Genomic DNA, 25888 nt, shown 5'->3' with positions numbered 1-25888 from the left:
ATGGTAGATGCGAGGGAAACCTTAAACAACCTAAAAGACAGGTTTTTGGCACTAAGCACACCTCAGAAAATAGCCCTCATAGCTATACCTATTCTCACATTGGTTGCTCTTATAGCATTGATAACACTCGCCACTAAGCCCAACTATACAGTCCTTTACTCTGGTCTTTCTCAAGAAGATATGTCTGCGGTTATGGTAGAGCTTGATAAGGAAGGTATAAACTACAAGGTGGGGCAGGATGGCAGGAGCATACTTGTTCCAGAACAACAAGCAAGGGATATAAGGTTGAAACTGGCAGCGAAGGGCATTCCCAGTAAGGGGATAGTAGGTTATGAGGTCTTTGACAGAACAGGTATGGGTGTTTCAGACTTTCAGAATCAGGTAAACTTCAAGAGGGCTGTAGAAGGAGAGCTTGCCAGGACAATCTTAAGAATGTCTGGCATTGAGGATGTAAGGGTAAACATAGGTATGCCACAAAGGTCTATATTTCTAAGAGAAGAGGAAGAGCCTACCGCAAGCGTTTTTGTAAAGTTAAAACCAGGCTATGAGCTTACTCCAGAACAAGTAAAAGCTATAAGAAACCTCGTATCCGCAAGTGTTCCAAGGCTAAAGCCTAAAAATGTGGTGGTTGTGGACGATAAGGGTCGTGATCTTACCGCCATGTTAGATGAAGCAGAAAGCACTGTCCAGGATAAGGAGCTAAGGCTCAAGGCAGAGTTTGAAAGAAGGCTTGAAAGAGAAGTGCAAAAAGCTCTTGAAGAAGCCTTGGGCTTTGGCACAGTTAAGGTCAAAGTATCTGCGGACCTTGATTTTACAAAGAGGGAACAGAGGGAGGAGATATACGACCCAGATATGACCGCAGTAGTAAGCCAGCAAAAGAAAAGAGAAAGAACAACCACAGGGGGCATTGCAGGAATTCCCGGAGCTCAAGCAAACATACCACCGGGTGCTGGTGCTGTAGCAGGTGCGGGTCAGGTGCTCACCGAAAGAAGTGAAACTATAACCAACTATGAAGTAAGCAAGAAGGAGGTTTACAGTGTTGACCCTCTTATAAAGGTTAGAAGGTTAAGCGTGGGAGTTCTGGTAGATTCTAACATAAAAGACCTTGACTTAGAGAAGATTAGGAGAATTGTTTCCGCCTCCGCAGGAATAGATACACAGAGGGGTGATGTGATAACCGTTGAAGCTATACCCTTCCAAAAGCCAGTCTTTGAAAAACCAGCACCGGACTATGAAAATTACATAAGGCTCGGACTTCTTGCCCTTCTTGTGCTTGCTATAACTCTGGCATCCTTGTTAATATTGAGAAAGCTACTCAAGAGGAAAGAGGTTCCTCCGCTTCCCGTCTTGGAGGGTCAACCCCCTCTTGAGGTAATAGAGGGTGCAGAGGAAATAAGAATAAAGGCGGAAAAAGTGGAAGCAGTTGAAGCAATAGTCAAGACCGCAAAAGAAGAACCAGAAAAGGTTGCAAAGATAATTAAAGGATGGTTAAGGAGTAAAGGTTAAACATGGCGGATGAATTTCTAAGTCAAGAAGAGATAAACCTTCTTCTCAAGACTCTCGGCAAAGAAGAGGAAAAAAAAGCTGAGTTAGAAGAGGAAAGGGTAAGACCCCTTGACCTTTCACTGTTTGAGCATATATCCGCAGGTAGGATTCCGGGACTTGAGCTAATATTTGAAAGATGGATTAATGGCTTGAGAAGGGGTCTTACTTCTCTTGTGGTTACAATTCCGAGTATATTTAAGGACAGCCTTAGCCTAAGTAGGTTTGGAGAATTTACCGCAAAGTTACCAGTCCCATGTGCCATAGGTCTTTTTAACATAGAGCCCCTTAGGGGGACATGTCTTTTAGCAATAGACCCAAAGCTTATATACATTGTAGTGAGCAGTGTTTTTGGTGGTAGTGCCAAGCCTTACAAGATAGAGGGTAGGGATTTCACTCGCATAGAAATGAAACTCATCCAGAGATTCTTGAATATATGCTATCAGGAGCTGGAAATAGCGTGGAGCACTCTTATGGATGTAAAGATAAACCCTGTTGGAATAGAAACAAATCCAGCCCTTCTGACGATGTATCGTGCTAAGGAAAAGTTTATACTTCTCAAACTGGCTTTAGTTATAGAAGGTAACGAAGGACACATATATTTAGCTATACCAGAAAGTTCCATAGCACCCTACAAGGATATGTTAAAAGGACCTACGGATGCTAAAAGTAAAGAACTCGATGTTATTATATTAAAAAGTTTCCAAAAGATACCGTTAAAGATCGAAGTAGTCCTCGGAAGTACAAATATGAGCTTTAGGGAAATATTAGAACTTAAAGAAGGTGACCTCATAAACCTTAATAAACTCCTCAGGGAAGCCCTTGAGGTTAGAGTGCAAGGCAAGTCCAAAACCCTTGCTTTTCTCGGGCAGGTCGGTAGCAAAAAGGCAATAAAAGTATACAAACATTTAGAAAAGGAGGATTGAAATGGAGGATGAAAAACAAGAAAACCTTGCAGACATGTGGGCGGAGGCTTTAAAAGAGCAGGAAGAAGCGTCAAAGGGCTACCAACAAGAACTAAAGGAGGAAAAGGAAGGTGAGATATCTGATAAGCTAAAAAGATTTTTGGACATACCTCTTGAGGTTGAAGTGGTGGTTGGGACCGCAACTCTGACCCTTGGAGAATTGCTTCATCTTGGACCCGGCTCTGTGGTAGAGCTTGAACAAAGTGTGGAGACTCCAGTGGATATAAAAGTAAACGGAAAGTTAGTGGCAAAAGGTGAAATAGTAATCGTAGAGGACAGGTTCGGGGTTAGGATCATTGATATAATAGCGAGGGAAGAAAGAATAAAGAAAGTTGTATAATAATACGGGAGAGAAAGATGGCTATGGAAGATGTAAAACAACTTGTCAGAGAGTTGTTGGAGGAGGTAAAAAGCCTTGAGACAAAGCTGGACGAGGTCGTGAGACCCCTTGAAGAAACTTCAAGTGCCATTCCTATGGCAAGTGGTAGTTTGGAGGATGTAATAAGGTTTACAGAAGAAAGTGTCCATCAGATAATAAGCTTAATAAACGAGCTTATAGGAGAATTGGAAAAAGTTCAAGAAGATGTGGATTTTCTCTTGAGCTTGAACCCAGTAAGCAGTATAAGGTCAAGGCTTGAAAGTATAAAGGAAAGGTCAAGAAGGCTCTCTGAACTACTCCTTCAGATTATAACCTTGATGTCTTTCCAAGACCTTGCAAGCCAGCAAATAAAGAGGGTTATAGAGGTGCTTGAAAACCTTAAAAAGACCATCCTTCGTATTATCGTGTCCTCCATAGAGGCGGCAACTTTGCCCTCCGAACAAAAGGAGAAGATAGTAGGTAAAGCAACAGAGATGCTTACTGGCGATAGGATATTTCAAGAAGATGTGGATAAACTTCTTGAAGAACTTGGACTTTAGGAGGTAAAGCATGCCACCAAAGGAGGCTAAGTTTCTCGTTGTTGATGACATGAGCACTATGAGGAAGATAATAAGAACAATTCTGAACCAGCTTGGTTATACCAATGTAGAGGAAGCTGAAAATGGGAAAGAAGCCCTTTCAAAACTAAGGTCTGGCAACTATGATTTTGTGCTTTTAGACTGGAACATGCCGGAGATGGATGGCTTTGAAACTCTAAAGCAAATAAGGTCCGATGATAAGCTTAAGGGGATACCCGTAATAATGGTTACCGCAGAAGCAAAAAAGGAGAATGTGCTTGCAGCAATTCAAGCCGGGGCTAATAATTATGTGGTAAAGCCTTTTACTCCAGAAACATTAAAGGAAAAAATAGAGAAAGCCTGGACCGCTATCAAAGGAGGGTAGAGGATGTTTTGGAAAAAGGAAAAGGAAGAAGAAGAGTTGAGGGCTGAACTGGAGAGGCTCAAAAGAATAAAAGCCCTCTATGAGCTTGCACTCAACAATATCTCTGAAGGTGTAAGGATAGAGCTTGATGGGGAGGTTCTTTTTGAAAGAAGACCAGAGGGTGAGGAAGTAAAAATCTCTGAGAATGTTAGCATATTTAGAAAAGTAGAAAAGGTGGAGGAATCAGAAGAAATTCTGCCAAACCTCATGGAAATATTTAAGCCCATTCTTGAAAGAGCTAAATATATAAGGGAAAACTTTGAGGAAAGTCTCAAAGAGTTTGAGGATGTTTATAGAACCCTTATAAATGGGCTTGAGCTTATAGGATATATGTTCAAAAAACTGGAAGAAGAAACTCAGGACATGCATAACATGAAAAAGCTGACAGACGAGCTCAGGGAAAAATCCAAATACATAGAAAACATAACGAGGATAATAGAGGGTATATCAGAACAGACCAATCTCCTTGCCCTCAATGCATCAATAGAGGCGGCAAGAGCTGGAGAGCAAGGAAGAGGCTTTGCGGTAGTTGCGGATGAGGTTCGTAGGTTAGCCCAGAAGTCTATGGAATCTGCAAAAGACATAAGTAGAAACCTTAAGGAAATAAGAGATGGAATAAGGAACATAGCGGAAAAGATAGAGGTTGGTCTTGAGGATATAAAGTCCCTCAAGGATACCTCAGATGATACTAGGACCATACTGGAAATAATAGAAGACAGGCTTAAGGCTGTAAAGGAAATCTATGGGGACCTTATGGGAAAAATGAAGGAATATATGGAAGAGCTTGAAAAAAACATTGAGGAGGTAAGTCATGGAAAAGGTGGAAGCTCTGGAGAGACTCTTGGGGCAGATGGAGAAGATAAGGGAGCTTTCTGACAATCTCACACGCATTGCAAAGCAGACCAATCTTCTCGCACTCAATGCGGTTATTGAAGCTGCGAGGGTGGGAGAGATGGGTAAGGGCTTTTCTGTTGTTGCTGCAGAGTTCAGAAAGCTTGCGGAGATCTCCAATAAGATAGCTGGAGAAATGAAGGCTGTGGTAAGGGAATTAGAAAATGAGGTGTTGGACATGAAGAAGGAGGGTTAAACATGGACACCTATGCGATGCCTGAGGTTTTGAGGACTGGGGCGAACGAGCTTGAGATAGTTAATTTTAGGGTATACGAAGACAGGCCTGAAGGTCTCTATCAGTGGATACTGGGTGTTAATGTGGCAAAGGTAAGAGAAGTTTTAAGACTTCCTCAGATAACTAGAGTGCCAAACATGCCAGAGTTTTTAGAGGGAATGGCTGAAGTAAGAGGAGAGCTTATACCTGTGGTCAGCTTGGCAAGATGGATGGGTATACCTGAACCTCCAGAGCGGAGAAAGTATCTGCTTCATCTTGAATTCCTCAGAGAGAAGGTTGGTGTTATAGTGCATGACGCCAAGAGGATAATGCGTATATCCTGGGCGGACATAAAAAAGCCTCCAGAGGTTTTGAATATAAAGCTTGGTGGCAGAATAACGGGAGTTGTGGATACGGAGGAAGGGATGCTTCTCATACTTGACTTTGAGGGCATATTGCACGATATGGGTATTCTCAAGATATTTGGAGAGATGGAGGCAAAAGAATTGGCTCAAAAAGAAACGATGCACTACACAATTCTTCTTGCTGAGGATTCTGCTGTGGCAAGGAAAATAATAAGCGACACATTAGAAAGTGCTGGACACACTATCATAGCTTGTGAGGATGGTCTTGAAGCGTGGGAAAAACTCAACGAACTTCTTGAAAGGGCAAAAGCGGAAAACAAAAACATAAAGGACTTTGTGCAGGTTGTGTTTACAGATATTGAAATGCCCCGCATGGACGGTCTTACCTTTACCAGGAAAATAAAAGAGACACCCGGACTTATGCACCTGCCAGTTATAGTAAATACAACACTTTCCGATGAGGCGAACAAACAAAAGGCAATGAGCGTGGGTGCGGACGCTTACCTTGTCAAGTTTGATGCAAAGGAGATGCTTGAGCTTGTTGATAAAGCAGGAGGTGGCAAGCTATGATACCAGAAGAAATGAGGGAGATATTTGAAGAGTTTGTTGTGGAAGCTAAGGAGCATCTTGATAATCTTGAACAGATACTTTTAGAACTGGAAAAAGACCCTGAGAATTCAGACTTAATAAACTCAGCTTTCAGAAGTATGCATACCATAAAGGGAGGTGCTGGCTTTCTTGGTCTTTCCGCAATAGTGGAAACCGCACACAAGGCGGAAGATGTGCTCGGTAAAATCAGAAGCGGTGAACTTTCTTTTAGCCGAGAAATAGGCGATGCAATCCTCAAAGCTATTGACTTTATAAGGGAGGCCCTTTTCCTTTACTCAAGGAATGAAGAAGTCAGTATAGACCAATCTCTTATCCACATGCTTTCCACAATACTGCAAGGTGGAAGGATTGCTTCAGAAAAAGAAAAGAAACCATCCCTTGAAGAGCTACTTGATAAGTATGGTCTTTCCCATCTTAAGGGTAAAAGCATAGAAGAAATACTTGAAGAACTTGTCCTTATGCCTCCAGATAAAAGACCGGAGGAGCTTATAGATTTCATAGACAACCTCATTAAGAAAACTACACTACCGGCAGAGATATCAAAAGAAATAGAAGAAGAGGCAGACAAAATTATGATGTTGTATGCGGAAGGAAGATTCCTTGAAGAAAATATGGAGGAGCCTTCTACATTAGAAGCTCAAAGTCCCGCAAAAGAGGAGAAGGTAGAGGAAGAAAAGTCTCGTGAAAGGAAAGAAGGTAAAAAAGAAGAAGAGGTGGAGAGGGTCCTGCGTATAGATGTGCAAAAGATAGAGAACCTTATGAACCTTGTAGGTGAGCTGGTGCTTGAAAGGAACAGACTTTTAAAAACTATCCAATCTCTATCTGAAGAATACCAGTCAAGGGCTGTTGAAGAATTAGAAACAGTTGTTTCTTCCGTTGACCGTATAGTGGGCGATTTACAGCTTGCGGTTATGAAAACAAGAATGCAACCTGTAAAAAAGCTCTTTCAAAAGTTTCCAAGAGTGGTAAGGGACCTTTCAAGGCTCTTAGGAAAAGAAGTCCAGCTTATAATGGAGGGAGAAGATACGGAGATGGACAAATCTCTAATAGAGAAACTTGAAGAACCACTTATACATCTTCTTAGAAACAGTATTGACCATGGTATAGAACCAGTAGAAGAGAGGGAGAGATTAGGGAAACAAAAAGTGGGGCAATTAAAGCTCAAAGCCTACTATCAAGGGGACAGGGTTTTTATATCTGTTGAGGACGATGGAAGGGGCATAGATGTGCAGAAGGTAAAAAGAAAGGCTATAGAAAAAGGCATAATAACACCAGAAAGAGCAGAGAAGATGACGGAGAAAGAGCTTCTGTCTCTTATATTCAGTCCAGGCTTTTCTACCGCAGACAGGGTTTCCGAGGTCTCCGGCAGAGGCGTGGGTATGGATGTGGTTATGAACACAGTTATAAACTTCAGAGGAACGGTGGATGTGTGGAGCGAAAGGGGTAAGGGGACAAGGGTGGTTATGAGCTTCCCGCTCACCGTAGGCATCATAAAATCCCTTCTTGTTAGTATTGGTGGAAGACTCTTCTCCATTCCCATATACTCCGTGCTTGAAATAGTGAGTGGTGATGATGCAATGGTTTCCCATGTGTCTGGAGAAGATGTGCTTATACTTAGAGAAAGCACAATACCCCTTTTTAGCCTTGGAGAGATACTCGGTATACATATGAACAAAATAGGCTACATAGTGGTCTGTTTGATAGGTAATAGGAGGGTTGCTCTTGCTGTTGAAGATATGCTGGGAGATGAAGAGGTGGTTATAAAACCACTTGGTAAGGTTTTTGGAGACATAGAAGGCATCTCTGGAGCTACAATCACAGGAGACGGTAGCATAGTGCTAATCCTTGACCCTGTGGGTTTAATAAGGAGAACTGTAGGAGTATTTTAGGAGGTTTTATATGAGATGGAGCAGTCTTGATAAGGTTCAGTATGCTAACATAGCCTCTATACTTCTTTTTGCTATAGCTCTTGGTGTGGAGTTTTACAAATACGGCTTTGAACCAATAAGGGTCCTAAACATTGCCAACTTCTTACTTGCTTGGGTTATCTTTGTAAGCGTAAGGCATGCAAAAAACACCATACACCGTATAGCCCTTCTCTTAGAAACTGCATCAAGGGGGAAGCTGGATGACAGGATCGTTCTTCTAAAGGACGAGGGTGAGCTAAAAAGAATGGCGAAAAACCTTAACTATTTCCTTGACGTGGTAGAAACCTTCCTAAGAGAGATAAGAACTCCTATAGAGTACGCAGCACAGGGTAAGTTTTTCAGGCCTGTGGTGGATACGGGTTTTCCTGGACTATTTAAGCAAACCGCTCAAGCTCTCAAAAAACCTCTACATGACATGAAAGAAGACGCAGAGCTAAAGAAGAGGATAGAGCTTAATGCCCAACTGGGCCAGCTTGGTGGTGGTATTGCTTCAAGTCTTGGGGTAATATACCACGACCTTCTTAGGAGCGTAGAAAAGGCAAAAAGCATAAGCATAGAAAGTCAGAAAACTTCAGAGCTCTCCAAGAGAGGAGTTGAATTACTTGAAGGTGTCTCAAAAAGTTTTGTGGATGTGGTAGAAAGCGTTGAAGAGGAAAACAAGAGTATAACAACTCTTTCAGAAAGAGCTAAGAATGTGGTGGGTATAATAGAACTTATAAGGGAGGTAGCAGAGCAAACAAACCTCCTTGCCTTAAACGCCGCAATAGAGGCGGCAAGGGCTGGAGAGCAGGGAAGAGGCTTTGCGGTTGTTGCGGATGAGGTTCGTAGACTTGCGGAAAGAACCCAGAAGGCAACAGAAGAGGTAGCTCATATACTCACAAGTATACAAGAGGAGGTGAGAGCTACATTGGAAAAGTCGGTGCAGGTGGTAAGGAATGTAAAGGAATCTTCGGAAAATGTGTATTCATTAAGAAAAGTAATGGAAGCCTTTAGCAAAAGTGCGGAAGAAGCATCAAAGCATGCAAGCCTTATAGAGGATGTTCTTAATATAACCGCCAACAAACTTGACCTTATAATCTTCAAGCATAATGCATATTTCTGTATATACAACCTTGTGGATACAGGTTTTTACAGAGATAGTAAGAACTGCACCTTTGCTCATTGGTATTATGGATATGGCATGGAAAGGTTTGGAGATTATACAGAATACAGGGAGGTTGAAGGCTATCATGACAGCTTCCACCAACATATTGAAAAAGTCCTTGAGGTGCTGAAAAAGGAAAACCCAGCGGATGAGCTTATAAGAAGAAGGGATGAAATACTCCACGAGTTTAACGAAGCTGAAGAAAGTCTTTCAAAAATATTCAATGAGTTTGATAATTTAATAAAAAATCTTGAAGGGAGGTAAACTATGGAAAGACCAACCCCGGTAAACAAAGAAAGGGAGGTGCCAGAAGACAGGTTTTTGGTCTCCAAGACAGACCCAAGGGGCGTAATAACTTACGCCAATGAAGTATTCTGCGAAGTGACAGGATACACTGAAGAAGAGCTTGTAGGCAAGCCCCACAACATCATAAGGCATCCAGATATGCCTCGCATAGTCTTCAAGCTCCTTTGGGATACCATAAAGCAAGGCAAGGAATTCTGGGGTTATGTGAAGAACATGGCAAAGGATGGCTCTTACTACTGGGTATACGCCCATGTCACACCCTCTTGGGATGAAAGTGGAACAAATATAATCGGTTATCAGAGCGACAGAAGGAGGGCGAATAAAGAAGCGGTTAGGAAAGTAGAGGAGATATACAAGAAGCTACTTGAAGCGGAGAGGTCTGGTGGCATGCAGGCTAGTGAGAGGCTTCTTCAGGAAGTTCTGAAAGGCATGCCCTATGAAGAATGGATATGGACACTTTGGAGGGAATAAACATGAGAAAGGAAATGGAAAGGCTAAAAACCTTTTTGAAGGATGTTTTGGATGGAAAGGAAGCGGAATTGCCGGACCTTGGGCTTGGTATTGAGGAGGAACTAAGAGCCATAGCTCAGCGTCTCAGAGGCTTAGAAGAAAAGTGTTATGAGGATGAGGAGATACTATCTCAAAAGCTAAAAAGGGAAAAGGAGCTGGAGGAGGAAAACAAAAGGCTCAAGGAGGAAAAGGCTCAAGTGGAGGAGTTTTTCAAAGAAACCTGCAGGGTGCTACACCAAGCGGTCAGGGGGTATTTGGAGGATAGGGTGTATATGCCAAAGGCTCAGGGCAAGCTTAGGGAGACCGTTAGAGAGTTTAACTACTTTATAGACATTGTAGAGTGTTTTCTTAGGGAGATCGTTTATGCGGTAGAATACGCCCAGCAAGGTAAATTTTTCAGAAAGCTTGTTTCATCAGGCTTTCCTGGGATATTTAAGACTACAGCAGATAGGATACAAAAAGCTATAGAAGGTATAGAGAAAAGTTATATGCTTGCAGAGATGTTTGAAATGGTGGAAGAATTCGGCAATTTAGGTAATGGTATAGGCTATAACCTTGAGCTTCTGAAAAAGGACTTTTATAAAGCTGGAGAAGAGGTGGAAACCATAAAGCATATGATGGAAAAGGTTGTAAGGTCTTCGGAGGATACGGTAGAAGGTATAAAGTCTACACTGCAAGAAGTAGACAGCCTTAAAAGCCTTTCAGAGGATACCAGCATGGTAGTCAATTCCCTAGTAGAGAAAAGCACGAGGGTCACTGCAGTTATAAACCTTATAAGGGACATAGCGGAGCAGACAAACCTCCTTGCTCTAAACGCAGCAATAGAGGCGGCGAGGGCTGGAGAGGCGGGGAGAGGTTTTGCAGTTGTTGCGGACGAAGTTCGTAGGCTTGCGGAAAGAACCCAGAAGGCAACCCTGCAGGTTCAAGAAGTGCTAAACTCCCTAAAGGAAGAGGCTAAGAGCACCTTGGAAAAAGCCAAAGATGTGAAGGAAAAGGTAGACCATGCGGTAGAATCCATAGAGGGTCTTATGAAAAATGTCATTTCCTTTAACCACGAGATAAAGGATGCAAGCGAAAAGATTGCCAGCACCAGTAAGTTCCTAAAGTTGGCGGGTTATAAGGTAGACCATATCATATTTAAGAGCAACGCCTACAGAACCATCTTTAGGTTAGGCAAGGGGAAGGAGTTCTTCTCCGACCACAGAAGCTGTAATCTCGGAAAATGGTACTACAGCGAAGGAATGAAATCTTATGCCCATCTTCCAGAGTTTATCCAGCTCTCTGAACCTCACGAGCTCGTTCACAGATACGCGGAAGAGAACCTAAGAATTATAGAGGTCCCTGACCCCATGAGGGCACTCATTAAGAATGCCAACAGGCTAAGAGAAAACTTTGAGAAGATGGAGGCCGCTTCCATGAAGCTTTTCCACCTCATTGATGGTCTAATAGAGAAGTTAAAGAATAACTCTCACAGCTTAGAGCAATTGGAAGTTTATCAATTGCAGAAGGCATAACAATAAACCTATTAGGAGGTGTGGTGATGATATTTGGAGGTAAAAGGATAAGGGAGCTTGAGCGAGAGCTTGAAGCTTGCAGGCAACAACTCAAAAACAGAGAGCTTGAGATAGAAAACCTCTCCCAAAGGGTGGTTGAACTGGAGAAGGAAAATCTGCAAAAGGAAAAGACAGAAAACAGCCTCAGGAGTGAGATAGAAAGGCTCATCGCGGAGAGAGAAGAACTCAAAGAAAAAGTAGCAGAATTGGAGAAAGCCTATAAGGAGGAGATAAGTAAACTACTCAAGGAACAAGAAGAGCTAAAAGATAAGAACCACATGGCTTGGCAAATCATAGAAAACCTACAGTATGAAGGCGTTTACATTGCGGATACAGAGTTCAAACCGGGTAGGGATGGCAACAGAATAATCTTTGTAAACAACGCAGGCAAAAGGATAATAGATAGGTTGTCTTCGGAGATAGAAAGGACTTATGGTTATAAGATAGACTCCTCCAACATAGTAGGGCAATCCATACACATCTTCCATAAAGACCCAGAAAGAGTAAAGGAGCTTCTTAGGGAAACAAAACCCGGAGAAGTAAAGAGAAACGCAGATATAGTGGTAGGTAATGTGATAATACAAAGCGACAGGTCCGCATTGACCAACTCAAAGGGTGAAATAGTAGCCTATTTGACCATCTGGACTGATGTAACCTGGCAAAGGTTTGTGGAGAAAAACATAATCTTTGGACAGTCTATGTATGTTGCACTCTCTTACTACAATTCCGCCAAAAACTATTCTACCGCAGCTATCTTGGAAAGCTACATAGCGGAGGTGCTAAAGCACATATTAGACAAAACCCTTGCAGATGCCCGTAGCTTAGAATCTCTAAAGAATTCAACAGTTGAAACAGAGGCAAAAGTGGGTGAAACGGGAGAGGTTCTGAACCTGATCCTTGAAATATCAGAACAGACAAACCTCCTCTCTCTCAACGCAGCTATAGAAGCGGCGAGGGCTGGAGAGATTGGTAGAGGCTTTGCGGTTGTTGCAGATGAGGTTCGTAGACTTGCAGAAAAGACAGCCCAAAGCACCACACAGGTGAGAGAGGTTATAAACACCATAGTTACAGATGTGAAAGCCATTTCTAAAGATATCATCGACACATACAAAAACATAACCAGCAACACAAAGGATTTTCAGAGAAGTTTCTCCACCATAATGAACATACTCAACCTAACAGCCAATACTGCAAAGCACACCCTCGAAATGCTCAAAGATGCCTGGGATCAAGTGCTAAGCATAAGGGATATGAAAAAGGATGACCGTGTATTCTCTGACTACATCAACATCGTTCAACGCATTATAGACCATGCTAACTTTATGAAAAATGTTACCGACAGCGTAGTTTACAAGAGGTTTGAGTTCTTAGCGGACCATACTCAGTGTGCTTTGGGTAAATGGTATTATTCTACAGGTCTTGAGGACGTGAAAAGATACGGCGATGAATGTGTGAACCTTTTTAAGGCTATAGAAGAGCCACACATTAAGTATCATAGGGATGGCAATCATATTATCCAGCTCATGAAGGAAGGAAAACTTGAAGAGGCAATAAACAAACTTATGGATTATGTTGTTGACTCTCAACAGATAATAGACAGAATACAAGCCCTCGCTGAATGTGTAAGGAGGTATGCCCATGGCTGACTTAGTGCCTGTGGTAAAGGAGAAGGGTCTTCAGAGAGTAAGCAAGTTCTTTGAATTTTTGGGCTTTTATCTTGAGAGGGAGCTCTTTGGTGTTCCTCTGAAGGAGGTGGTGGAAATATCAAAGCTCCTACCCATAGTGCCTGTTCCCTTTTCTTCTCCACTTATCTTAGGTGTTATAAACATAAGAGGAGAGATACTCCCCGTTATTGACCTCAAAACCATACTAAGGCTCAGAAGGGAAAGGGAAGGTGATAGAGTTGTGTTGGTAGAAAGCCATAAGGGAAAGGTAGGGATTCTTGTGGATGAAGTGGTGGGTGTGATAAGGATCGAAGAGGAAAAACTTGAGCCAAACCCCATGTCTGGAAGGTATAGCGAATACATACGAAACGTCGCCCAATTGCCCCAAGGACTAATAAGCATTATTGAGTTTGACCGCGTGGTGGATAGCATATGAAGACCTTTTATTTTAGGGTATTTGACTACATATACAGAAAAAGGCTTGAGCTTTTTCAGTCCCTCTTCTATGACCTTTATAGAAGCTTTGATGGGAAGCATGAAGAGTTTTTAAAGACGTGGTTTGAATCTTACATGATAAGAAAGCTCTTCAAGTATTTCCCTATAGAGGATGTGATTACATATTATCCACAGTTTGCCTTAAAAAAGAGGAGTCTTGTAGCTTCCTATGTAAAAACCTACTGGCGTTTTTGCCAAAGTCCAAACCTGTATCCAGCAAAAATAAGAGAATCCATGGAGTTCTTCGGGCTTAATAGCTTAAATGAGCAAGAACTTAAACGAGCATACAGAAGACTTGTAAAACTGAACCACCCAGATAAGGTAGAAGACAAAAGGGTCGCACACAAAAAAATGCTCCTTATAAACTACCACTATCAGGTGCTCATTGGCTATATGAGGAGGGTCAGCCATGCTTAAAAGGTTGAGCGTCAGAAAAAAGGTTATGCTTCTTTTCTTGCTTCCTTTTCTTGTAACCACACTCTTCGCTACCCTTTCTGCCTACTTTATAGTCCTCCGACCCTTCCTCTATGTGAGGCATGCGGAGAGCATCATTGACCTTCAAGAGGCGATACTCGAGGTAGTTTACCAAATACAGAGGGAGAGGGGTTTAACTGTTAGCTTTTTGACGCACGCTGGTACAAAGTTTGATGACCAGCTCAAAAAACAAAGAGTGGAAACTGACCAGGCAATAGAAAAACTACCACAGGAATTCAAAAACAGGCTTCTGCCCCTAAAGGATGCAAGAGATATGAGCGATAAAATTGAGATGACACCTGGGGATGCTTTTAATCTTTATAGCAACATAATAGAGAGCCTCTTAATAGCCCTTAAGGAAGAGATAAGGGAAGTGCACGATGCCAGGTTGTTTAGACGTCTTGAAAGCAGTATTCTTTTGGCTTATATACAGGAAAGTGCAGAAAAAGAAAGAGCTATACTTGTGAGCGTATTTACAAAGGATGTGCTTGAACCTTCAGACAGAGACATATGGTATAGGGCGGTTACCAATCAAGAGTCTTATCTTAGAGTTTTCTCTGACATAGCACCAAGCAAAGCGGTTGAGATGTATGCACAAAGGGTAAAGGATAGTGAGGTAGAAAAGTTTAGACAGCTAATAAGGGAGAAGGAGGACTTTTTTGGGGTTAACCCAGATGAGTGGTTTAAGGTGTCTACGGAGAGGATAGACCAAATGTGGGAGGTAGGAGAGTTCCTCGTAAGTTTAGCAAAGCAAGAGGTCAAGTCTATGAAAACATCCGCTATTAGGGGCTTCTTCCTTTTAACACTTCTTGGCTTTCCAGCGTTGCTTATCTCCCTTTTATTAGCCCTTTTCATAATAAGGGGGCTGTCAGGCAGTTTAACGGAGTTGGAGACGGTAATAAGGGAAGTTGTGGAGAGGGGGAATTTTAGAAAAAGGCTTGAGGTGAAAAGTCAGGATGAGTTTGGGAAAATGGCACAAAACCTAAACATGCTTTTGTCCTCACTTAACAATGTGGTAGATGAGATTAGAGAGGTTATGGTATCCGCCTCTGAGGGAGACTTCTCCAAAAGGATAACATCAGACCAGAAGGGGGATCTGCTTGTGGTAAAGGAGAAGATAAATAAGGTTATGGAAGTCATGGAGTTTCTCGTGGATTCTTTGCTATCTGTGGCTAACGCATCGGTTGAAGTTAGCAAAGCAATGGAGATGGTGGAGGAAGGCACAAGAAAACAGACCGAGGCTACAGGAAGAATGGCAACCGCTATAGAGGAGATAAGTTCTGCTCTCGGAGAGACCTCAAACAGCACAGAGCTCGCCTTCCAGTCCGCTAATGAAACCTCAAACTTTGTTGAAGAATCCTCAAGGCTTATGGAGGACTTTAGTAGCTCCATGAAAAGGGTAAGAGAGGGAGGAGAGAGAATAAGGCATGTAGCTGGTGCAATTCAAGATATTGCGGAACAGGTAAACCTTCTTGCACTCAACGCTGCAATAGAGGCGGCAAGAGCTGGAGAACAAGGAAGAGGCTTTGCGGTTGTTGCGGATGAGGTTCGTAGACTTGCGGAGCAGGTGGGTAAGATGGCAGGCTCAGTAAGTCAGACGGTTCAGGAGGTTGTCTCCATCATAGAAGAAGGCTACAGGAATACAGATGTTGTCCGTAAGGGTTTTGAGAGTATAAGGGAGGCAGTAGGAAAAATAAGGGAAATGCTTCATAGGATAGCTGCAAGCATGGAAGAGACCTCTGCAGGTATGGGAGAAATATCCCGTAACATGGAAAGCCTCAAGGAGATAAGCAATAACAATGCGTCCGCTTCCGAAGAAGTCCTTTCACAGATGGTGGAGCTGACAAAGAGGGTGGAGGAGACCACTAAGAAGGTAGAAGAATTAAGAGGCTAATGGAGTTTTCTGAAGTCTTAAAGCTCATAGAAAAAAGAATAGGCATTGTCCTTTCTGGAACCAGGTTAGATAGATTAAAGAAACTATACGAGGATAATAAAGAGATATTTATAGGCATTGAGGGTAAGAATATAAAAGAAGATAGTTGGCAGAGGATAATAGATGCAATTAGTGTGCAGGAAACATATTTTTACAGAGATAAGGAAGTTTTTGAGTGCATTAGGGATTCTATATTTCCCGAAATTTTTAAAAGGCTCGAAGAGGGCGTAAAGATATGGTCAGCAGGATGTGCAACCGGTGAAGAAGTTTATACTATCGCCATGCTTGCGGTAGAATACCTCACCTCGCTTGGCTACATCGCCCATACACTTAAAGGTAAGCTAACAATCATTGGAACCGACATATCTCTAAATGCACTTCAGACTGCCACAAAGGGAGTATATAAAGATATCCCTATGGGATCCTTTAGAAACACTCCCCGCAGCCTGTTTAAATACTTTGACTTAAAGGATGGAAACAATTACCACGTAAAAGAGGAAATAAAGAACCTTGTGGAATTTCACCTGCATAATCTGATGGACGAACCCCCAATTAAGGACGTGGACTTAGTAGTTTGCAGGAATGTGCTTATATACTTCAGCGATGAAGCGAGAAAAAAGGTGTATGATAATCTAATAAGAGCTATGAGGAAGGGAGGCTTTTTGATTATGGGTCCTCTGGACAACCCTGACGGGAAAATCGAGAGGCGATTTTGTGGAAGGCTTTCATATTTTTATAAGCCATGGGTAGAGTGAGACTTCTCTTGGTTGATGACTCCAAATTCATAAGAATGGCATTGAGGAAGGTTCTTGAAGAAGTAAAGGATGTGGAAGTGGTGGGGGAAGCCAGGGATGGAGAAGAGGCAGTAAGGCTTGCCCTTGAACTAAAGCCTGACATAATAACCATGGATATAGTTATGCCAAAGATGGATGGAGTAAGGGCTATAAAGGAAATAAAAAAGCATATGGATGTTCCCATAATAGTCATAAGTGACCATACCACTGAAGGAGCAAAGATAACCTTTGAAGCCCTTGAGGCTGGAGCAGTTGACTTTATCTCGAAGGGCTCTGCAAAATTAAAGTTTGACTTTTCAAAGGTTGCCGAAGAGCTTGTAGATAAGCTAAGGCTTTACACAAGGAAAAAGTCTGAGAGAAAGCCCTTTTCTCCACAGGATTTAAAGGTTCAAGAAACAAAAACCCAAAGTGCGGTGGATATTGTGGGCATTGGTGTTTCAACTGGTGGACCAAAGGTTTTGCCTGTTTTAATAAAAAACATGGGAAGACTTCCTGTTCCTGTGGTTATAGCTCAACACATGCCTCCTACCTTTACAAAGGGGCTTGCGGAGTGGCTTTCAAAGGAAACCCATCTAAGGGTAGAAGAGGGTTACGATGGGATGAAGCTTGAAGGGGAGCTTTTCGTAGTTATCCCAGGAGGAAAGAATGGTTCTTTGGAAAGGAAAAATGAGTCTTTTATACTCAGAGTTCATGAAGAACCTCAAACAATAGTAAAACCGTCTGCTGATGTGCTTTTCAAGAGCATGGCGGAAAAGGCGAAAAGTCCAGTAGCTCTTATACTTACAGGTATGGGAAATGATGGCACGGAGGGTGCAAAGAAGTTTAAGGAAAAGGGATTTACCGTAATAGTTCAAGAGCCCTCTACATGTGTAGTGTGTGGAATGCCATGCTCCGCCATGGAAGCCGGTGCATATACTTATATTATGCCTGTGGAAGAAATGGGAAAAAAGGTAAGAGAACTATGTGGAGGTTTACGCCATGAAGTATGTAGCTAAATATTTCCTGCTAATACTTTTAACTCCCTTACTTGTCTTTTCTGCGGAAGCCATACCCTTTTTGAAGCCTTCCTTTCTTAATCTGAAAGAAGACTTTGAGGAAGCAAAGAAGGAAAACAAGTTTCTTTTTATAATGTTCCATCAGGAGGGGTGTCCCTTCTGTGACAAGATGAGGAGGGTGACCTTTCAGGACAGGAGAGTTCAGGAGTATTTCACAAAGTATTTCTACATGGTGGAAATAGATATAAGAGGGGCTAATGAATTGGTGGACCTTGATGGGAAAAAGCTCACAGAGAGACAGTTTTCCCTAAAGCACGGTGTTAGGCTAACTCCAGTCCTTATGTTTTTTGACCAAGAGGGTAAGGTGGTGGCAAAGGTGCCGGGTTACATAGAACCTCAGGAATTTGTTCTCATAGGCAGGTATGTGGTGGAAGGACATTACAGAAATAAAAACTTGGTGCAGTTCTTGAGAGAAAACAAAGGGAGATGATATTTCTTGCCATCCTTCTTTTCTTTGGTATGTCTTTCTCTCAGGAGATAATAACCCTTGATTACAAAAAGGTGTATGAACTCGCACTCAAAAACAACAAGGAACTTCAGAGACTAAGACATCAGATAATCGCTCTTGAGATAGACTATCAGCTTGCACAAAAGTATTACCTACCCATAGTCTACGCAGGTGCTTCACTTCTTTATGACCTTGATAAAAAGGATACGAAGTTAGATGCTAACCTTACTGTAGTAAGCACTCTGTATGAATTCCAGCGGACTAAGTCAAGGATAGAGCTTTCAAAGATAAGGAGAGATACCGCACAGCTGATGCTAAGACAACTCCACATAGACCTACAGCTTAGGATAATAAGGCTCTTTGCAGAAGCTCAGCTATACAGAAAGCTTACCGAGGTAAAGAGAGAGGAGATGGCTATAGCCTATGTGCGTTTTGATAGGGCAAGGGAAAGGAAAGAGCTGGGACTTGCCACAGACCACGAAGTCCTTAGACTTGAAAGCGTCTACAGAGAAAAAAGGTCAGAGCTATTCTATGCACAGCACATGTATAATCACACCCTTCTTCAAATAAAGGAGCTTGCTGGCATACCCTACGAAGCCATAATACAGGTTGAAGACCTGCCAACAAGAGAAGTAGATAGGCTCATAAAACCCTTCCCAGAGCTTTTAAAAGAAGCCCTTGAGGAAAACACGAGCCTAAGAATAAAAGACCTTGAGGTTAAAAGCTACGAGGAGGACATAAAATCCGCAAAGCAAGTAATATCTCCAAGGCTCAACTTGAGGATATCCACAGATAAAAGCGGTCTTGAGCTTTCCACACCCATTTATGATGCAAGCAGACAATACAAGGTTGATTACTTGGCTTCTCTAAAAAGGTCAGCCCAGTCAGAAAGGGAAGGCATTGAGGCAAGCCTGAGGCTAATGTTTTTCTCCGCACCCTATGAGTGGGAATACCTAAGGGCTAAGCTCACAGAGGCTATAGCAAAAGATCGCTTTGCGGAGGAAAATTTAACCTTGAGAAGGTCTGAATACGAGCTGGAGCTTGCCTTTGACCTTGGCTATGCCATGGCGGAAAAAAGCGAGGCGGAAAGACAGCTCATGGAAGCTCGGTATAAGCTTATCCTCTTGTGGGCAAAGCTCCTTAGTCTTGCTGGTCGTGAACCCTTTGAAGTGCTGGAGTAATATATTTATCATGGAGGTGAGAAATGAGCGAGGTATCTCTTCTTATAGCCTTTACCGCTGGCTTGTTGTCCTTTCTGTCTCCTTGCGTCCTGCCAATAATTCCCGGTTATATATCCTACATATCTGGCATAGGAGCACAGGAGGTAAAAGAAAAGGGTGGCTTTAGCCAAAAGGCTTTTATGGCTTCGCTTCTTTTCGTGGTGGGTTTTTCCGTAGTCTTTACCTTTATGGGTGCTACCGCAACGGGTATAGGTGGGCTCTTGAGAGAGTATCAAGACCACATAGCAAAGGTGGGTGGTGGTATAGTGGTTTTCTTTGGTCTGCATTTTGCCGGTGTTATGCTAAGACCCAGTTTTTTAAAGGAGCTGGCAGGCGTATCCGCACTTATACTTGCTTTCTTTTTTCTGGGAGTTATTCCTCAGAAGACCCTCTTTGACCTATTGGGCATAGCCCTTGTGGTGGCTTTTCTTTACCTCTTTGGTCTTCATGAGGTGTTATACAGGCAGATGAGAAAGGAAATGAAGGGTAGTGTTTCTGGATTGGGTGCTTTGGCGGTGGGTATGCTCTTTGCCTTTGGATGGAGTCCGTGCATAGGTCCAGTGCTTGGCTCAATCCTGCTGTATGCCAGTCAACAGGAAACCGCTCTTCAGGGTGCAAGCCTTCTCTTTGCCTATTCTATGGGTATGGGTATTCCCTTTCTCATAGCGGGTGGTTTGCTCTCTGCCTTTCTTGGCTTTGTGAGAAGTTTTGGACGCTTTTTTGGTGTTGTGGAGGTCGTGGGCGGGCTTTTGCTTATACTTTTAGGGGTCCTGCTTACCATGGGCAAGTTGGCGGAGATATCTCTTTTGCTGGGTGCATAGATGCTTCTTTTGATAGACTACGGAATGGGCAATTTAAGGAGCGTGTCAAAGGCACTTGAGAAGGTAGGCTTTTCTATAAAGGTCAGCTCAGACCCAGAAGAGGTAAAAAGGGCAGAGGTATTGGTCTTACCGGGTGTGGGTGCCTTTAGGGATGCCATGGAAAACTTAAGGAAACTGGGGCTTTTGAAAGAGATACTAAGGCATATTGAGAAGGGAAAACCCTATATGGGTATATGCCTTGGGCTTCAACTACTCTTTGAAAGGAGTTATGAGTTTGGAGAAACAGAAGGCTTTGGAGTGCTTGAGGGTGAGGTGCTTTTACTTCCACCAAAGGTTAAAGTGCCACATATAGGTTGGAATCAGCTCTGGAGGCAAAAGCCTTCTGACCTTCTTAATGGCATCAGAGAGGGCGAATACTTTTACTTTGTCCATTCTTACCATGTAGTGCCAAAGAGACAGGATATAGTTCTTACCACCACAGATTACGGTATTGACTTCGTCTCTTCAATAGAGTATGAAAACATCTTTGCGGTCCAGTTTCATCCAGAAAAGAGCCAAAAGGCTGGACTAAGGCTTCTTGAGAACTTCAGGAGGAGGCTTTATGGCTAAGCTCTGCATAGCCTTAGACACAAACCTTCAACAAGCCAAAGACTTGGTGAGGTCTCTTAGGGGCTATCCTCTCCTTTTTAAGGTGGGCTATAAACTTTTCATCTGCCATCATAGGGCAATAACAGACTACATAAAAGAGGAAGGTTTTGAGTTATTTCTGGACCTTAAGCTCCACGACATTCCCAATACGGTAAAGGAAGGAGTTTTATCCGCAAAGGAGTTGGGTGCGGACTATCTTACAATTCATATATCCGCAGGGAAATCTGCCCTCAGGTCCGCAGTGGAGGTAAAAGGAAAGCTCAAGCTACTTGGAGTCACTCTGCTAACAAGCCTTGACGATGAGGATATACAAGACATTGGTTTTTGCAGAGACAGAGAGGGACAGGTTTTCCACCTTACAGAACTTGCCCTCAAGGAAGGCTTTGACGGTATAGTGTGCTCGGGTAAAGAGCTAAGCTATCTCAAAGAGAAAGCCTCTAAGCCTTTTATTGCGGTTGTTCCCGGTGTTAGGTTGGAGGGAGACCCTGTGGAAGACCAAAAGAGGGTGGTAAGCCTTGAAGAGGCTCTAAGTGCTGGTGCGGACATAATTGTGATGGGTAGAAGTATTTTGAGGGCGGAGAATCCTGTGAAGAGGGTAGAGGAAATACTTTTAAAGTTGTAAAAATAGTGGAAGTGAGCCTATGCAGGTTAAGGAAGTTAAACTAAGAACTTGTCTATTAATTAAACATACCCTATAGCCTTGAGAGCCTCTTGTCTTTGAATACAGGTAGCACACACACCACAAGGGGGCTCAGTTCCCATATAGCAGGAATAGGTCTTTTCAAAGGGGACGCCAAGCTCCTTTCCAAGTTTTGCTATATCCACCTTACTCATACCAAGAAAGGGAGCGTATACATGCACTCTTCTTTTTGTTTTTGCCACGTAGGCAGAGCCAGCATTTATGGCGGATTCCATCGCAGTTATAAACTCTGTCCTGCAGTCGGGGTAGGGAGTGTCAAGGGCGTGAACGCCTATGGCTATGTATTCCGCCCCAAGGCTGTCCGCAAAGGAGCTGGCAATGGCAAGAAAGACAAGGTTCCTCATCGGCACATTCGTAGGTGGCACATCTTGGGTGTATTCTCCCTTTGGCACTTCTGGACCACCTTCCAGTAAAGCTGAACCTTTAATTAGCCGATAGTGAGGTACTTCTACCAAGATATGCTCCTTTACACCCGCTATTTGAGCCAACTCTATTGCATACTTTAGCTCCACCTTGTGTCTTTGTCCGTAGTCAAAGGATAGAGCGTAGACCTCTTGAAATTCTTTCTTACAGAGCCACAAGAGGGTGGTGCTATCCATTCCACCGGAGAATAAAACAATAACCTTCTTCATGGCTTTGGTGCCGGAGGCGGGAGTCGAACCCGCACGCCCTTGCGGGCGGGGGATTTTGAATCCCCTGCGTCTGCCAGTTCCGCCACTCCGGCTGTATAGAAAATTATAATTCTTTTCATGGATAGAAGCATAGATTGGTATAAACAGGCTGAGCGAGACCTTGAGCATGCCAAAAGGTCTTTGGAGATGGGGGATTACGAATGGGCGTGTTTTGCCAGCCATCAGTCCGCAGAAAAAGCTCTAAAGGCTCTTCACTATTACTTTAAGCAAGAAGCTTGGGGTCATTCTCTTAGCAGACTGCTTAAGGATTTACCAATAGAAATCCCTGAAGAGCTTTTAGACCTTGCCAAAATGCTTGACCTTTATTACATACCCACAAGATATCCCAACGGCTTTCCTATGGGTGCACCTTACGAACACTTTACACAGAAGCAAGCAAAGGAGGCAATAGATTATGCCAGTAAGGTTCTTGAATTCGTCCGTCTTCAGATGGGTCTCTAAGGAAGATGTGGAAAAGGCTCTCGTTGAATGGACGAAGAAGGTAAAAAAAGAACATCCCGAAGTGGTAAAGGTGGGTTATTTCGGCTCTTACGCAAGAGGAGATTGGAACGTGGGAAGCGATGTGGATATAGTGGTGGTAGTTTCCAAAAGCGATGAACCCTTTATAAGAAGACCTCTTGCCTTTGATACCACTGAACTTCCTGTGCCTGCGGACTTGCTGGTTTATACAGAAGAGGAGATAGAAAAGCTAAAGGATACGAGGTTTTACAGAGAGGTTTTGCAAAGGGAGGTTGTCTGGCTTTCTTAGAGCTTATTTAGGATATAAACCCATGCGGGAATGCTCAAAAAACTCAAAAGAATGCCAAGACCTGCACTGGCAAAGGCAAGGCTATGGTTGAGCCCATACCTTAGCACCAAAAGGCTTGCGGTTATCATGGTAGGCATAGCGGACTCAAGCACAGAGACCCTGTAAGCGGTTTCGCTCACAGGCAAGGCTTTAAATACCAAAAGGGCAAAAAGTGGAGATAGGAACATCTTTATGCCAATGGCGGTAGCCAAGAGTTTAAGACCTTTACCAACATGAGAAAACTTAAGGGAAAGACCCAGAGAAAACAAAACCACTGGCAGTAGCGATGCAATAGAAAAGTCCACAAATTTCCAAAAGAAGGCTGGAAGCTCATAAGCCCTTAGCAGAAAGCCAAATAACAAGCCAAGAAAGGGTGGAAAGAGTATTATGGACCTTAATTGAAGATTGCCACTCACTATTAAAAAGCCCACAGAAGAGACCGCAAGAAAAGAACCTACGCTGTCGTAAATAACCGCATACTTTAGCCCTTCTTCTCCAAAGTAGGTAAAACTGTAAGGATAGCCAAGAAAGGCTGTATTGCCAAAGGCGGAAGCCATCATAAGCGTCCTGAGGTCTGATTTTTTGAGCTTGAGAGCCTTACCTACGAGATACGAAGTGAGTATACACAGAGCTATTACAAGCCAAGCACCAACGCCGATAAAAGCCACTTCCTTAGAAAGACCTATATTATGTGCGGTTTTAAAACTTAACAAAGGAAGGGCAAAATATAACACGTAGTTTACCAAAACTTTAGAATGTTCCTCGGAAAATAGACCAAGCCTTTTGAGTATGTATGCAATGCTTACGGTAAGAAAGACCTCAAGCATAGAAAAAGCTCTCTATCTGCCTCCTTATAATGCGGTATGGACCTAAATGAAGTCTGAGAAACTTTTCAAGCCTACCTATGGGTAAAAGATTTTGAGGCGACCTTCTATCTTGGAAGGATTGGCTGGCAAAGAGAGGAAGCACTCCTGCGGAAATGTTGGCAAGTCTTTTGACCTCTTCAAAGTCCCTTTTGAAGACCTCAACTCTTACAAGACCTTGTAGCCCTTCGTGTTCTGTGAGCTTTACATACCATGTATATTTATCTACCTTTTCCTTCTCTTCTTGTTCCTGCTGATGGTGAACTTTCACTATGGGACTTCTTTGTCCAGGCTTCAAAATGTATAAAAGAGGAAGATACGACCTATCCATATAGAGCTTTTTCATGCTTTTTACAAGACCCAGAAAGGGCGTTTTCCTGAGCTTATAGCTCAAAGTTCCATCGCATATTACAAGACTGTCCTTGACTTCCTTTTGAATTTGTAGGGCAAGCCTTGCCTCAAGCTCTTCTTTCATGTATCTGTTAATTTCCACAGAAAGCTCTCCCTCAACCGGATACGGTCTAAAGCCAAGCAATTCGTCCATAAGAATACCACCTTTATGAAAGAAAAGCCGTTCCACTCTATGGAGTATAAGAGATTCCCTTAAGAGGTTTAGCCTTCCATATTCTATCCTTAAAGCACCAGCACCCAAGGATAAGAAAGCACCTTCAAAACTCTCCCCTGTTTCCTCATCTCTAACATAGGCAAGACACTCGGTGCGTCTTACTCCGTCTATAAACACAAGATTGAAATTTTCTGGCACGTATCCATCGTATACCCTTGGCTCTTCCGCAAGGTCGGAAAACTGCAAAGATTCTTCTATTTCATTGGGTTCTATTTCCTGTGGTTGATGTGGACTAAGAGACAACTTGTATCTTCCCAAGCTCTGCATCCTTAAGCTCCTCTAACTTCCTTCCTATGAGGTATTTTAAATCATTGAGGTTCTCACCAGTCACAGCGGATATGGCTACAAAGGGATAACCCATACTTTCAAAGACCTTCTTTAAGCTTTCTATATAAGACCTGTCTGATAGGGCGTCAAGTTTTGTTCCCACCACTATCTGAGGCTTTTTAAGGAGTTCTGGACTGTAGTTTTCCATCTCCTTCAAGACTGTTTGAAAGGCTTTTATAGGGTCCTCTGTCCTTCCATCTGATATGTCTACCAAGTGCAGGAGCAACTTAGTTCTTTCTATATGCCTCAGGAAGTCAAGACCAAGACCCTTTCCCTGGCTCGCACCTTCTATAAGACCGGGGATGTCCGCAATTACCACATGCCTCTCTTCGTCCAACTCCATAACACCCAAGACAGGAGAAAGGGTAGTAAAGGGATAGTCCGCTATCTTTGGCTTTGCCCTTGTAAGGACAGATATTAGAGTGGACTTTCCCGCATTAGGAAGCCCTACAAGACCCACATCCGCTATGAGCTTTAGCTCCAATATGAGCCACCGTTCTTCTCCCTTCTCCCCTTTTTCTGCGTATCTTGGTGTTTGATTGGTAGGTGTTGCAAAGTGTGCGTTGCCTCTTCCACCTCTCCCACCCTTTGCCACCACGCACCTTTGCCCATCTTTTACAAGGTCGCAAAGGACTTCTCCAGTGTCCGCATCAATAACCACCGTGCCAACAGGCACCTCTATTATTAGGTCTTCTCCATCTTTGCCCTTCTGGTTTTTCCCTTTACCATGCTCTCCCCTCTGAGCCTTAAAATGCGCTTGAAACTTAAAGTCATAAAGGGTATGTTTTCTCCCTGTGGCTACCAAAACCACATCCCCACCCTTTCCACCATCTCCACCCGCAGGACCACCAAAGGGTCTGTATTTTTCCCTTAGAAAAGCAACCGCACCATTGCCACCATCCCCAGCCTTAACGCGTATTTTTACCCTATCAACGAACATAAGAAATAAGTATAA

General features: G+C 43.0%; 29 protein-coding genes, 1 tRNA gene and 1 pseudogene. 26 read left to right on the top strand and 5 right to left on the bottom strand.

All coding sequences use genetic code 11. From position 1 onward, the window contains the following. From fliF to pyrF, 24 genes and pseudogenes are all read left to right on the top strand, one after another. Entirely contained in the window at nucleotides 1-1506 is a 1506-nt protein-coding gene (gene fliF, locus IAE16_RS07410; protein WP_323700159.1) for a flagellar basal-body MS-ring/collar protein FliF, read from the top strand. Nucleotides 1507-1508: 2 nt separating this feature from the next. Beyond that, nucleotides 1509-2468, top strand: coding sequence for a flagellar motor switch protein FliM (locus IAE16_RS07405; RefSeq protein WP_323700158.1), 960 nt, complete (start codon nucleotides 1509-1511; stop codon nucleotides 2466-2468). A 1-nt stretch (nucleotide 2469) separates the two neighbouring features. Then, a complete protein-coding gene (fliN, locus tag IAE16_RS07400) occupies nucleotides 2470-2847 on the top strand; it encodes a flagellar motor switch protein FliN (RefSeq protein WP_323700157.1) in 378 nt (125 codons plus the stop codon). A gap of 17 nt (nucleotides 2848-2864) precedes the next feature. After that, complete coding sequence (locus IAE16_RS07395) at nucleotides 2865-3425, top strand: protein phosphatase CheZ (protein WP_323700156.1); 561 nt, start codon at nucleotides 2865-2867, stop codon at nucleotides 3423-3425. Nucleotides 3426-3435: 10 nt separating this feature from the next. Next, nucleotides 3436-3828: a chemotaxis response regulator CheY gene (locus tag IAE16_RS07390; RefSeq protein ID WP_323700155.1), complete on the top strand. Its 393-nt coding sequence runs from the start codon at nucleotides 3436-3438 to the stop codon at nucleotides 3826-3828. A gap of 3 nt (nucleotides 3829-3831) precedes the next feature. Next, nucleotides 3832-4743: a methyl-accepting chemotaxis protein gene (locus tag IAE16_RS07385; RefSeq protein WP_323700154.1), complete on the top strand. Its 912-nt coding sequence runs from the start codon at nucleotides 3832-3834 to the stop codon at nucleotides 4741-4743. Next, nucleotides 4679-4954: a methyl-accepting chemotaxis protein gene (locus tag IAE16_RS07380; RefSeq protein WP_323700153.1), complete on the top strand. Its 276-nt coding sequence runs from the start codon at nucleotides 4679-4681 to the stop codon at nucleotides 4952-4954. Before IAE16_RS07385 ends, IAE16_RS07380 begins: the two co-directional genes overlap by 65 nt. 2 nt (nucleotides 4955-4956) lie before the next feature. After that, nucleotides 4957-5907, top strand: a complete 951-nt coding sequence (locus IAE16_RS07375; RefSeq protein WP_323700152.1) for a chemotaxis protein — start codon at nucleotides 4957-4959, stop codon at nucleotides 5905-5907. After that, a complete protein-coding gene (locus tag IAE16_RS07370) occupies nucleotides 5904-7835 on the top strand; it encodes a chemotaxis protein CheA (RefSeq protein ID WP_323700150.1) in 1932 nt (643 codons plus the stop codon). The genes IAE16_RS07375 and IAE16_RS07370 overlap by 4 nt, the downstream gene beginning before the upstream one ends. A 10-nt stretch (nucleotides 7836-7845) precedes the next feature. Beyond that, on the top strand, nucleotides 7846-9282 hold the full coding sequence (locus IAE16_RS07365; RefSeq protein WP_323700149.1) for a methyl-accepting chemotaxis protein: 1437 nt from the start codon (nucleotides 7846-7848) through the stop codon (nucleotides 9280-9282). Between the two features lie 3 nt (nucleotides 9283-9285). Further along, nucleotides 9286-9795, top strand: a complete 510-nt coding sequence (locus IAE16_RS07360; protein WP_323700147.1) for a PAS domain-containing protein — start codon at nucleotides 9286-9288, stop codon at nucleotides 9793-9795. An 806-nt stretch (nucleotides 9796-10601) separates the two neighbouring features. Then, nucleotides 10602-10871 (top strand): annotated as a pseudogene (locus tag IAE16_RS09755) (methyl-accepting chemotaxis protein); the annotation flags it as partial. After that, nucleotides 10863-11348 carry a CZB domain-containing protein gene (locus IAE16_RS09750; protein WP_438617129.1) on the top strand — a complete coding sequence of 162 codons (486 nt, stop codon included), beginning with the start codon at nucleotides 10863-10865 and terminating at the stop codon, nucleotides 11346-11348. The pseudogene IAE16_RS09755 and the gene IAE16_RS09750, both read left to right, overlap by 9 nt. Before the next feature lie 26 nt (nucleotides 11349-11374). Beyond that, the gene (locus IAE16_RS07350; protein WP_323700145.1) at nucleotides 11375-13033 is read left to right on the top strand and encodes a methyl-accepting chemotaxis protein; all 1659 of its coding nucleotides are present in this window, start codon (nucleotides 11375-11377) and stop codon (nucleotides 13031-13033) included. Next, nucleotides 13026-13487 (top strand): chemotaxis protein CheW, encoded by a 462-nt coding sequence (locus IAE16_RS07345; RefSeq protein ID WP_323700143.1) that lies wholly within the window; start codon nucleotides 13026-13028, stop codon nucleotides 13485-13487. Before IAE16_RS07350 ends, IAE16_RS07345 begins: the two co-directional genes overlap by 8 nt. Beyond that, the gene (locus tag IAE16_RS07340) at nucleotides 13484-13963 is read left to right on the top strand and encodes a J domain-containing protein (RefSeq protein WP_323700142.1); all 480 of its coding nucleotides are present in this window, start codon (nucleotides 13484-13486) and stop codon (nucleotides 13961-13963) included. The genes IAE16_RS07345 and IAE16_RS07340 overlap by 4 nt, the downstream gene beginning before the upstream one ends. Next, nucleotides 13956-15914 carry a methyl-accepting chemotaxis protein gene (locus IAE16_RS07335; RefSeq protein ID WP_323700141.1) on the top strand — a complete coding sequence of 653 codons (1959 nt, stop codon included), beginning with the start codon at nucleotides 13956-13958 and terminating at the stop codon, nucleotides 15912-15914. The genes IAE16_RS07340 and IAE16_RS07335 overlap by 8 nt, the downstream gene beginning before the upstream one ends. Continuing rightward, on the top strand, nucleotides 15914-16708 hold the full coding sequence (locus IAE16_RS07330) for a CheR family methyltransferase (RefSeq protein WP_323700140.1): 795 nt from the start codon (nucleotides 15914-15916) through the stop codon (nucleotides 16706-16708). Before IAE16_RS07335 ends, IAE16_RS07330 begins: the two co-directional genes overlap by 1 nt. Further along, a complete protein-coding gene (cheB, locus tag IAE16_RS07325; protein WP_323700139.1) occupies nucleotides 16696-17742 on the top strand; it encodes a chemotaxis-specific protein-glutamate methyltransferase CheB in 1047 nt (348 codons plus the stop codon). Before IAE16_RS07330 ends, cheB begins: the two co-directional genes overlap by 13 nt. Beyond that, nucleotides 17726-18232 carry a thioredoxin family protein gene (locus IAE16_RS07320; RefSeq protein ID WP_323700138.1) on the top strand — a complete coding sequence of 169 codons (507 nt, stop codon included), beginning with the start codon at nucleotides 17726-17728 and terminating at the stop codon, nucleotides 18230-18232. The genes cheB and IAE16_RS07320 overlap by 17 nt, the downstream gene beginning before the upstream one ends. Beyond that, nucleotides 18229-19431, top strand: coding sequence for a TolC family protein (locus IAE16_RS07315; RefSeq protein WP_323700137.1), 1203 nt, complete (start codon nucleotides 18229-18231; stop codon nucleotides 19429-19431). Before IAE16_RS07320 ends, IAE16_RS07315 begins: the two co-directional genes overlap by 4 nt. 23 nt (nucleotides 19432-19454) lie before the next feature. Further along, nucleotides 19455-20291 (top strand): cytochrome c biogenesis CcdA family protein, encoded by an 837-nt coding sequence (locus tag IAE16_RS07310; protein ID WP_323700136.1) that lies wholly within the window; start codon nucleotides 19455-19457, stop codon nucleotides 20289-20291. Beyond that, entirely contained in the window at nucleotides 20292-20900 is a 609-nt protein-coding gene (gene hisH, locus IAE16_RS07305; RefSeq protein WP_323700135.1) for an imidazole glycerol phosphate synthase subunit HisH, read from the top strand. Further along, nucleotides 20893-21561: an orotidine-5'-phosphate decarboxylase gene (gene pyrF / locus IAE16_RS07300; RefSeq protein ID WP_323700134.1), complete on the top strand. Its 669-nt coding sequence runs from the start codon at nucleotides 20893-20895 to the stop codon at nucleotides 21559-21561. Before hisH ends, pyrF begins: the two co-directional genes overlap by 8 nt. Nucleotides 21562-21620: 59 nt before the next feature. Here pyrF and queC read toward each other — a convergent pair whose 3' ends face one another. Together queC and IAE16_RS07290 are read right to left on the bottom strand one after the other, a co-directional pair. Continuing rightward, nucleotides 21621-22271: a 7-cyano-7-deazaguanine synthase QueC gene (queC, locus tag IAE16_RS07295; protein WP_323700133.1), complete on the bottom strand. Its 651-nt coding sequence runs from the start codon at nucleotides 22269-22271 to the stop codon at nucleotides 21621-21623. Nucleotides 22272-22276: 5 nt separating this feature from the next. After that, nucleotides 22277-22363, bottom strand: a tRNA-Leu gene (locus IAE16_RS07290). Between the two features lie 25 nt (nucleotides 22364-22388). Between IAE16_RS07290 and IAE16_RS07285 the strand changes: the two genes are divergently transcribed. Both IAE16_RS07285 and IAE16_RS07280 read left to right on the top strand, forming a co-directional pair. After that, nucleotides 22389-22772: a HEPN domain-containing protein gene (locus tag IAE16_RS07285; RefSeq protein WP_323700132.1), complete on the top strand. Its 384-nt coding sequence runs from the start codon at nucleotides 22389-22391 to the stop codon at nucleotides 22770-22772. Then, complete coding sequence (locus tag IAE16_RS07280) at nucleotides 22726-23079, top strand: nucleotidyltransferase domain-containing protein (protein ID WP_323700131.1); 354 nt, start codon at nucleotides 22726-22728, stop codon at nucleotides 23077-23079. Before IAE16_RS07285 ends, IAE16_RS07280 begins: the two co-directional genes overlap by 47 nt. Here the strand turns inward: IAE16_RS07280 and IAE16_RS07275 are convergent. From IAE16_RS07275 to obgE, 3 genes are read right to left on the bottom strand one after another with little or no spacing between them, the layout of a single operon-like run. Further along, nucleotides 23076-23945, bottom strand: a complete 870-nt coding sequence (locus tag IAE16_RS07275) for an AEC family transporter (RefSeq protein WP_323700130.1) — start codon at nucleotides 23943-23945, stop codon at nucleotides 23076-23078. The two genes, IAE16_RS07280 and IAE16_RS07275, sit on opposite strands and share 4 nt — an antisense overlap. Then, nucleotides 23938-24873 (bottom strand): DNA double-strand break repair nuclease NurA, encoded by a 936-nt coding sequence (locus IAE16_RS07270; RefSeq protein WP_323700129.1) that lies wholly within the window; start codon nucleotides 24871-24873, stop codon nucleotides 23938-23940. Before IAE16_RS07270 ends, IAE16_RS07275 begins: the two co-directional genes overlap by 8 nt. After that, nucleotides 24839-25873: a GTPase ObgE gene (gene obgE, locus IAE16_RS07265; RefSeq protein WP_323700128.1), complete on the bottom strand. Its 1035-nt coding sequence runs from the start codon at nucleotides 25871-25873 to the stop codon at nucleotides 24839-24841. Before obgE ends, IAE16_RS07270 begins: the two co-directional genes overlap by 35 nt. Between the last annotated feature and the right edge of the window lie 15 nt (nucleotides 25874-25888).

Source organism: Hydrogenobacter sp. T-2 (genome assembly GCF_033971325.1).
Taxonomy (GTDB): Bacteria; Aquificota; Aquificia; order Aquificales; family Aquificaceae; genus Pampinifervens; species Pampinifervens diazotrophicum.
This window is presented reverse-complemented; position numbering and strand designations above follow the sequence as displayed.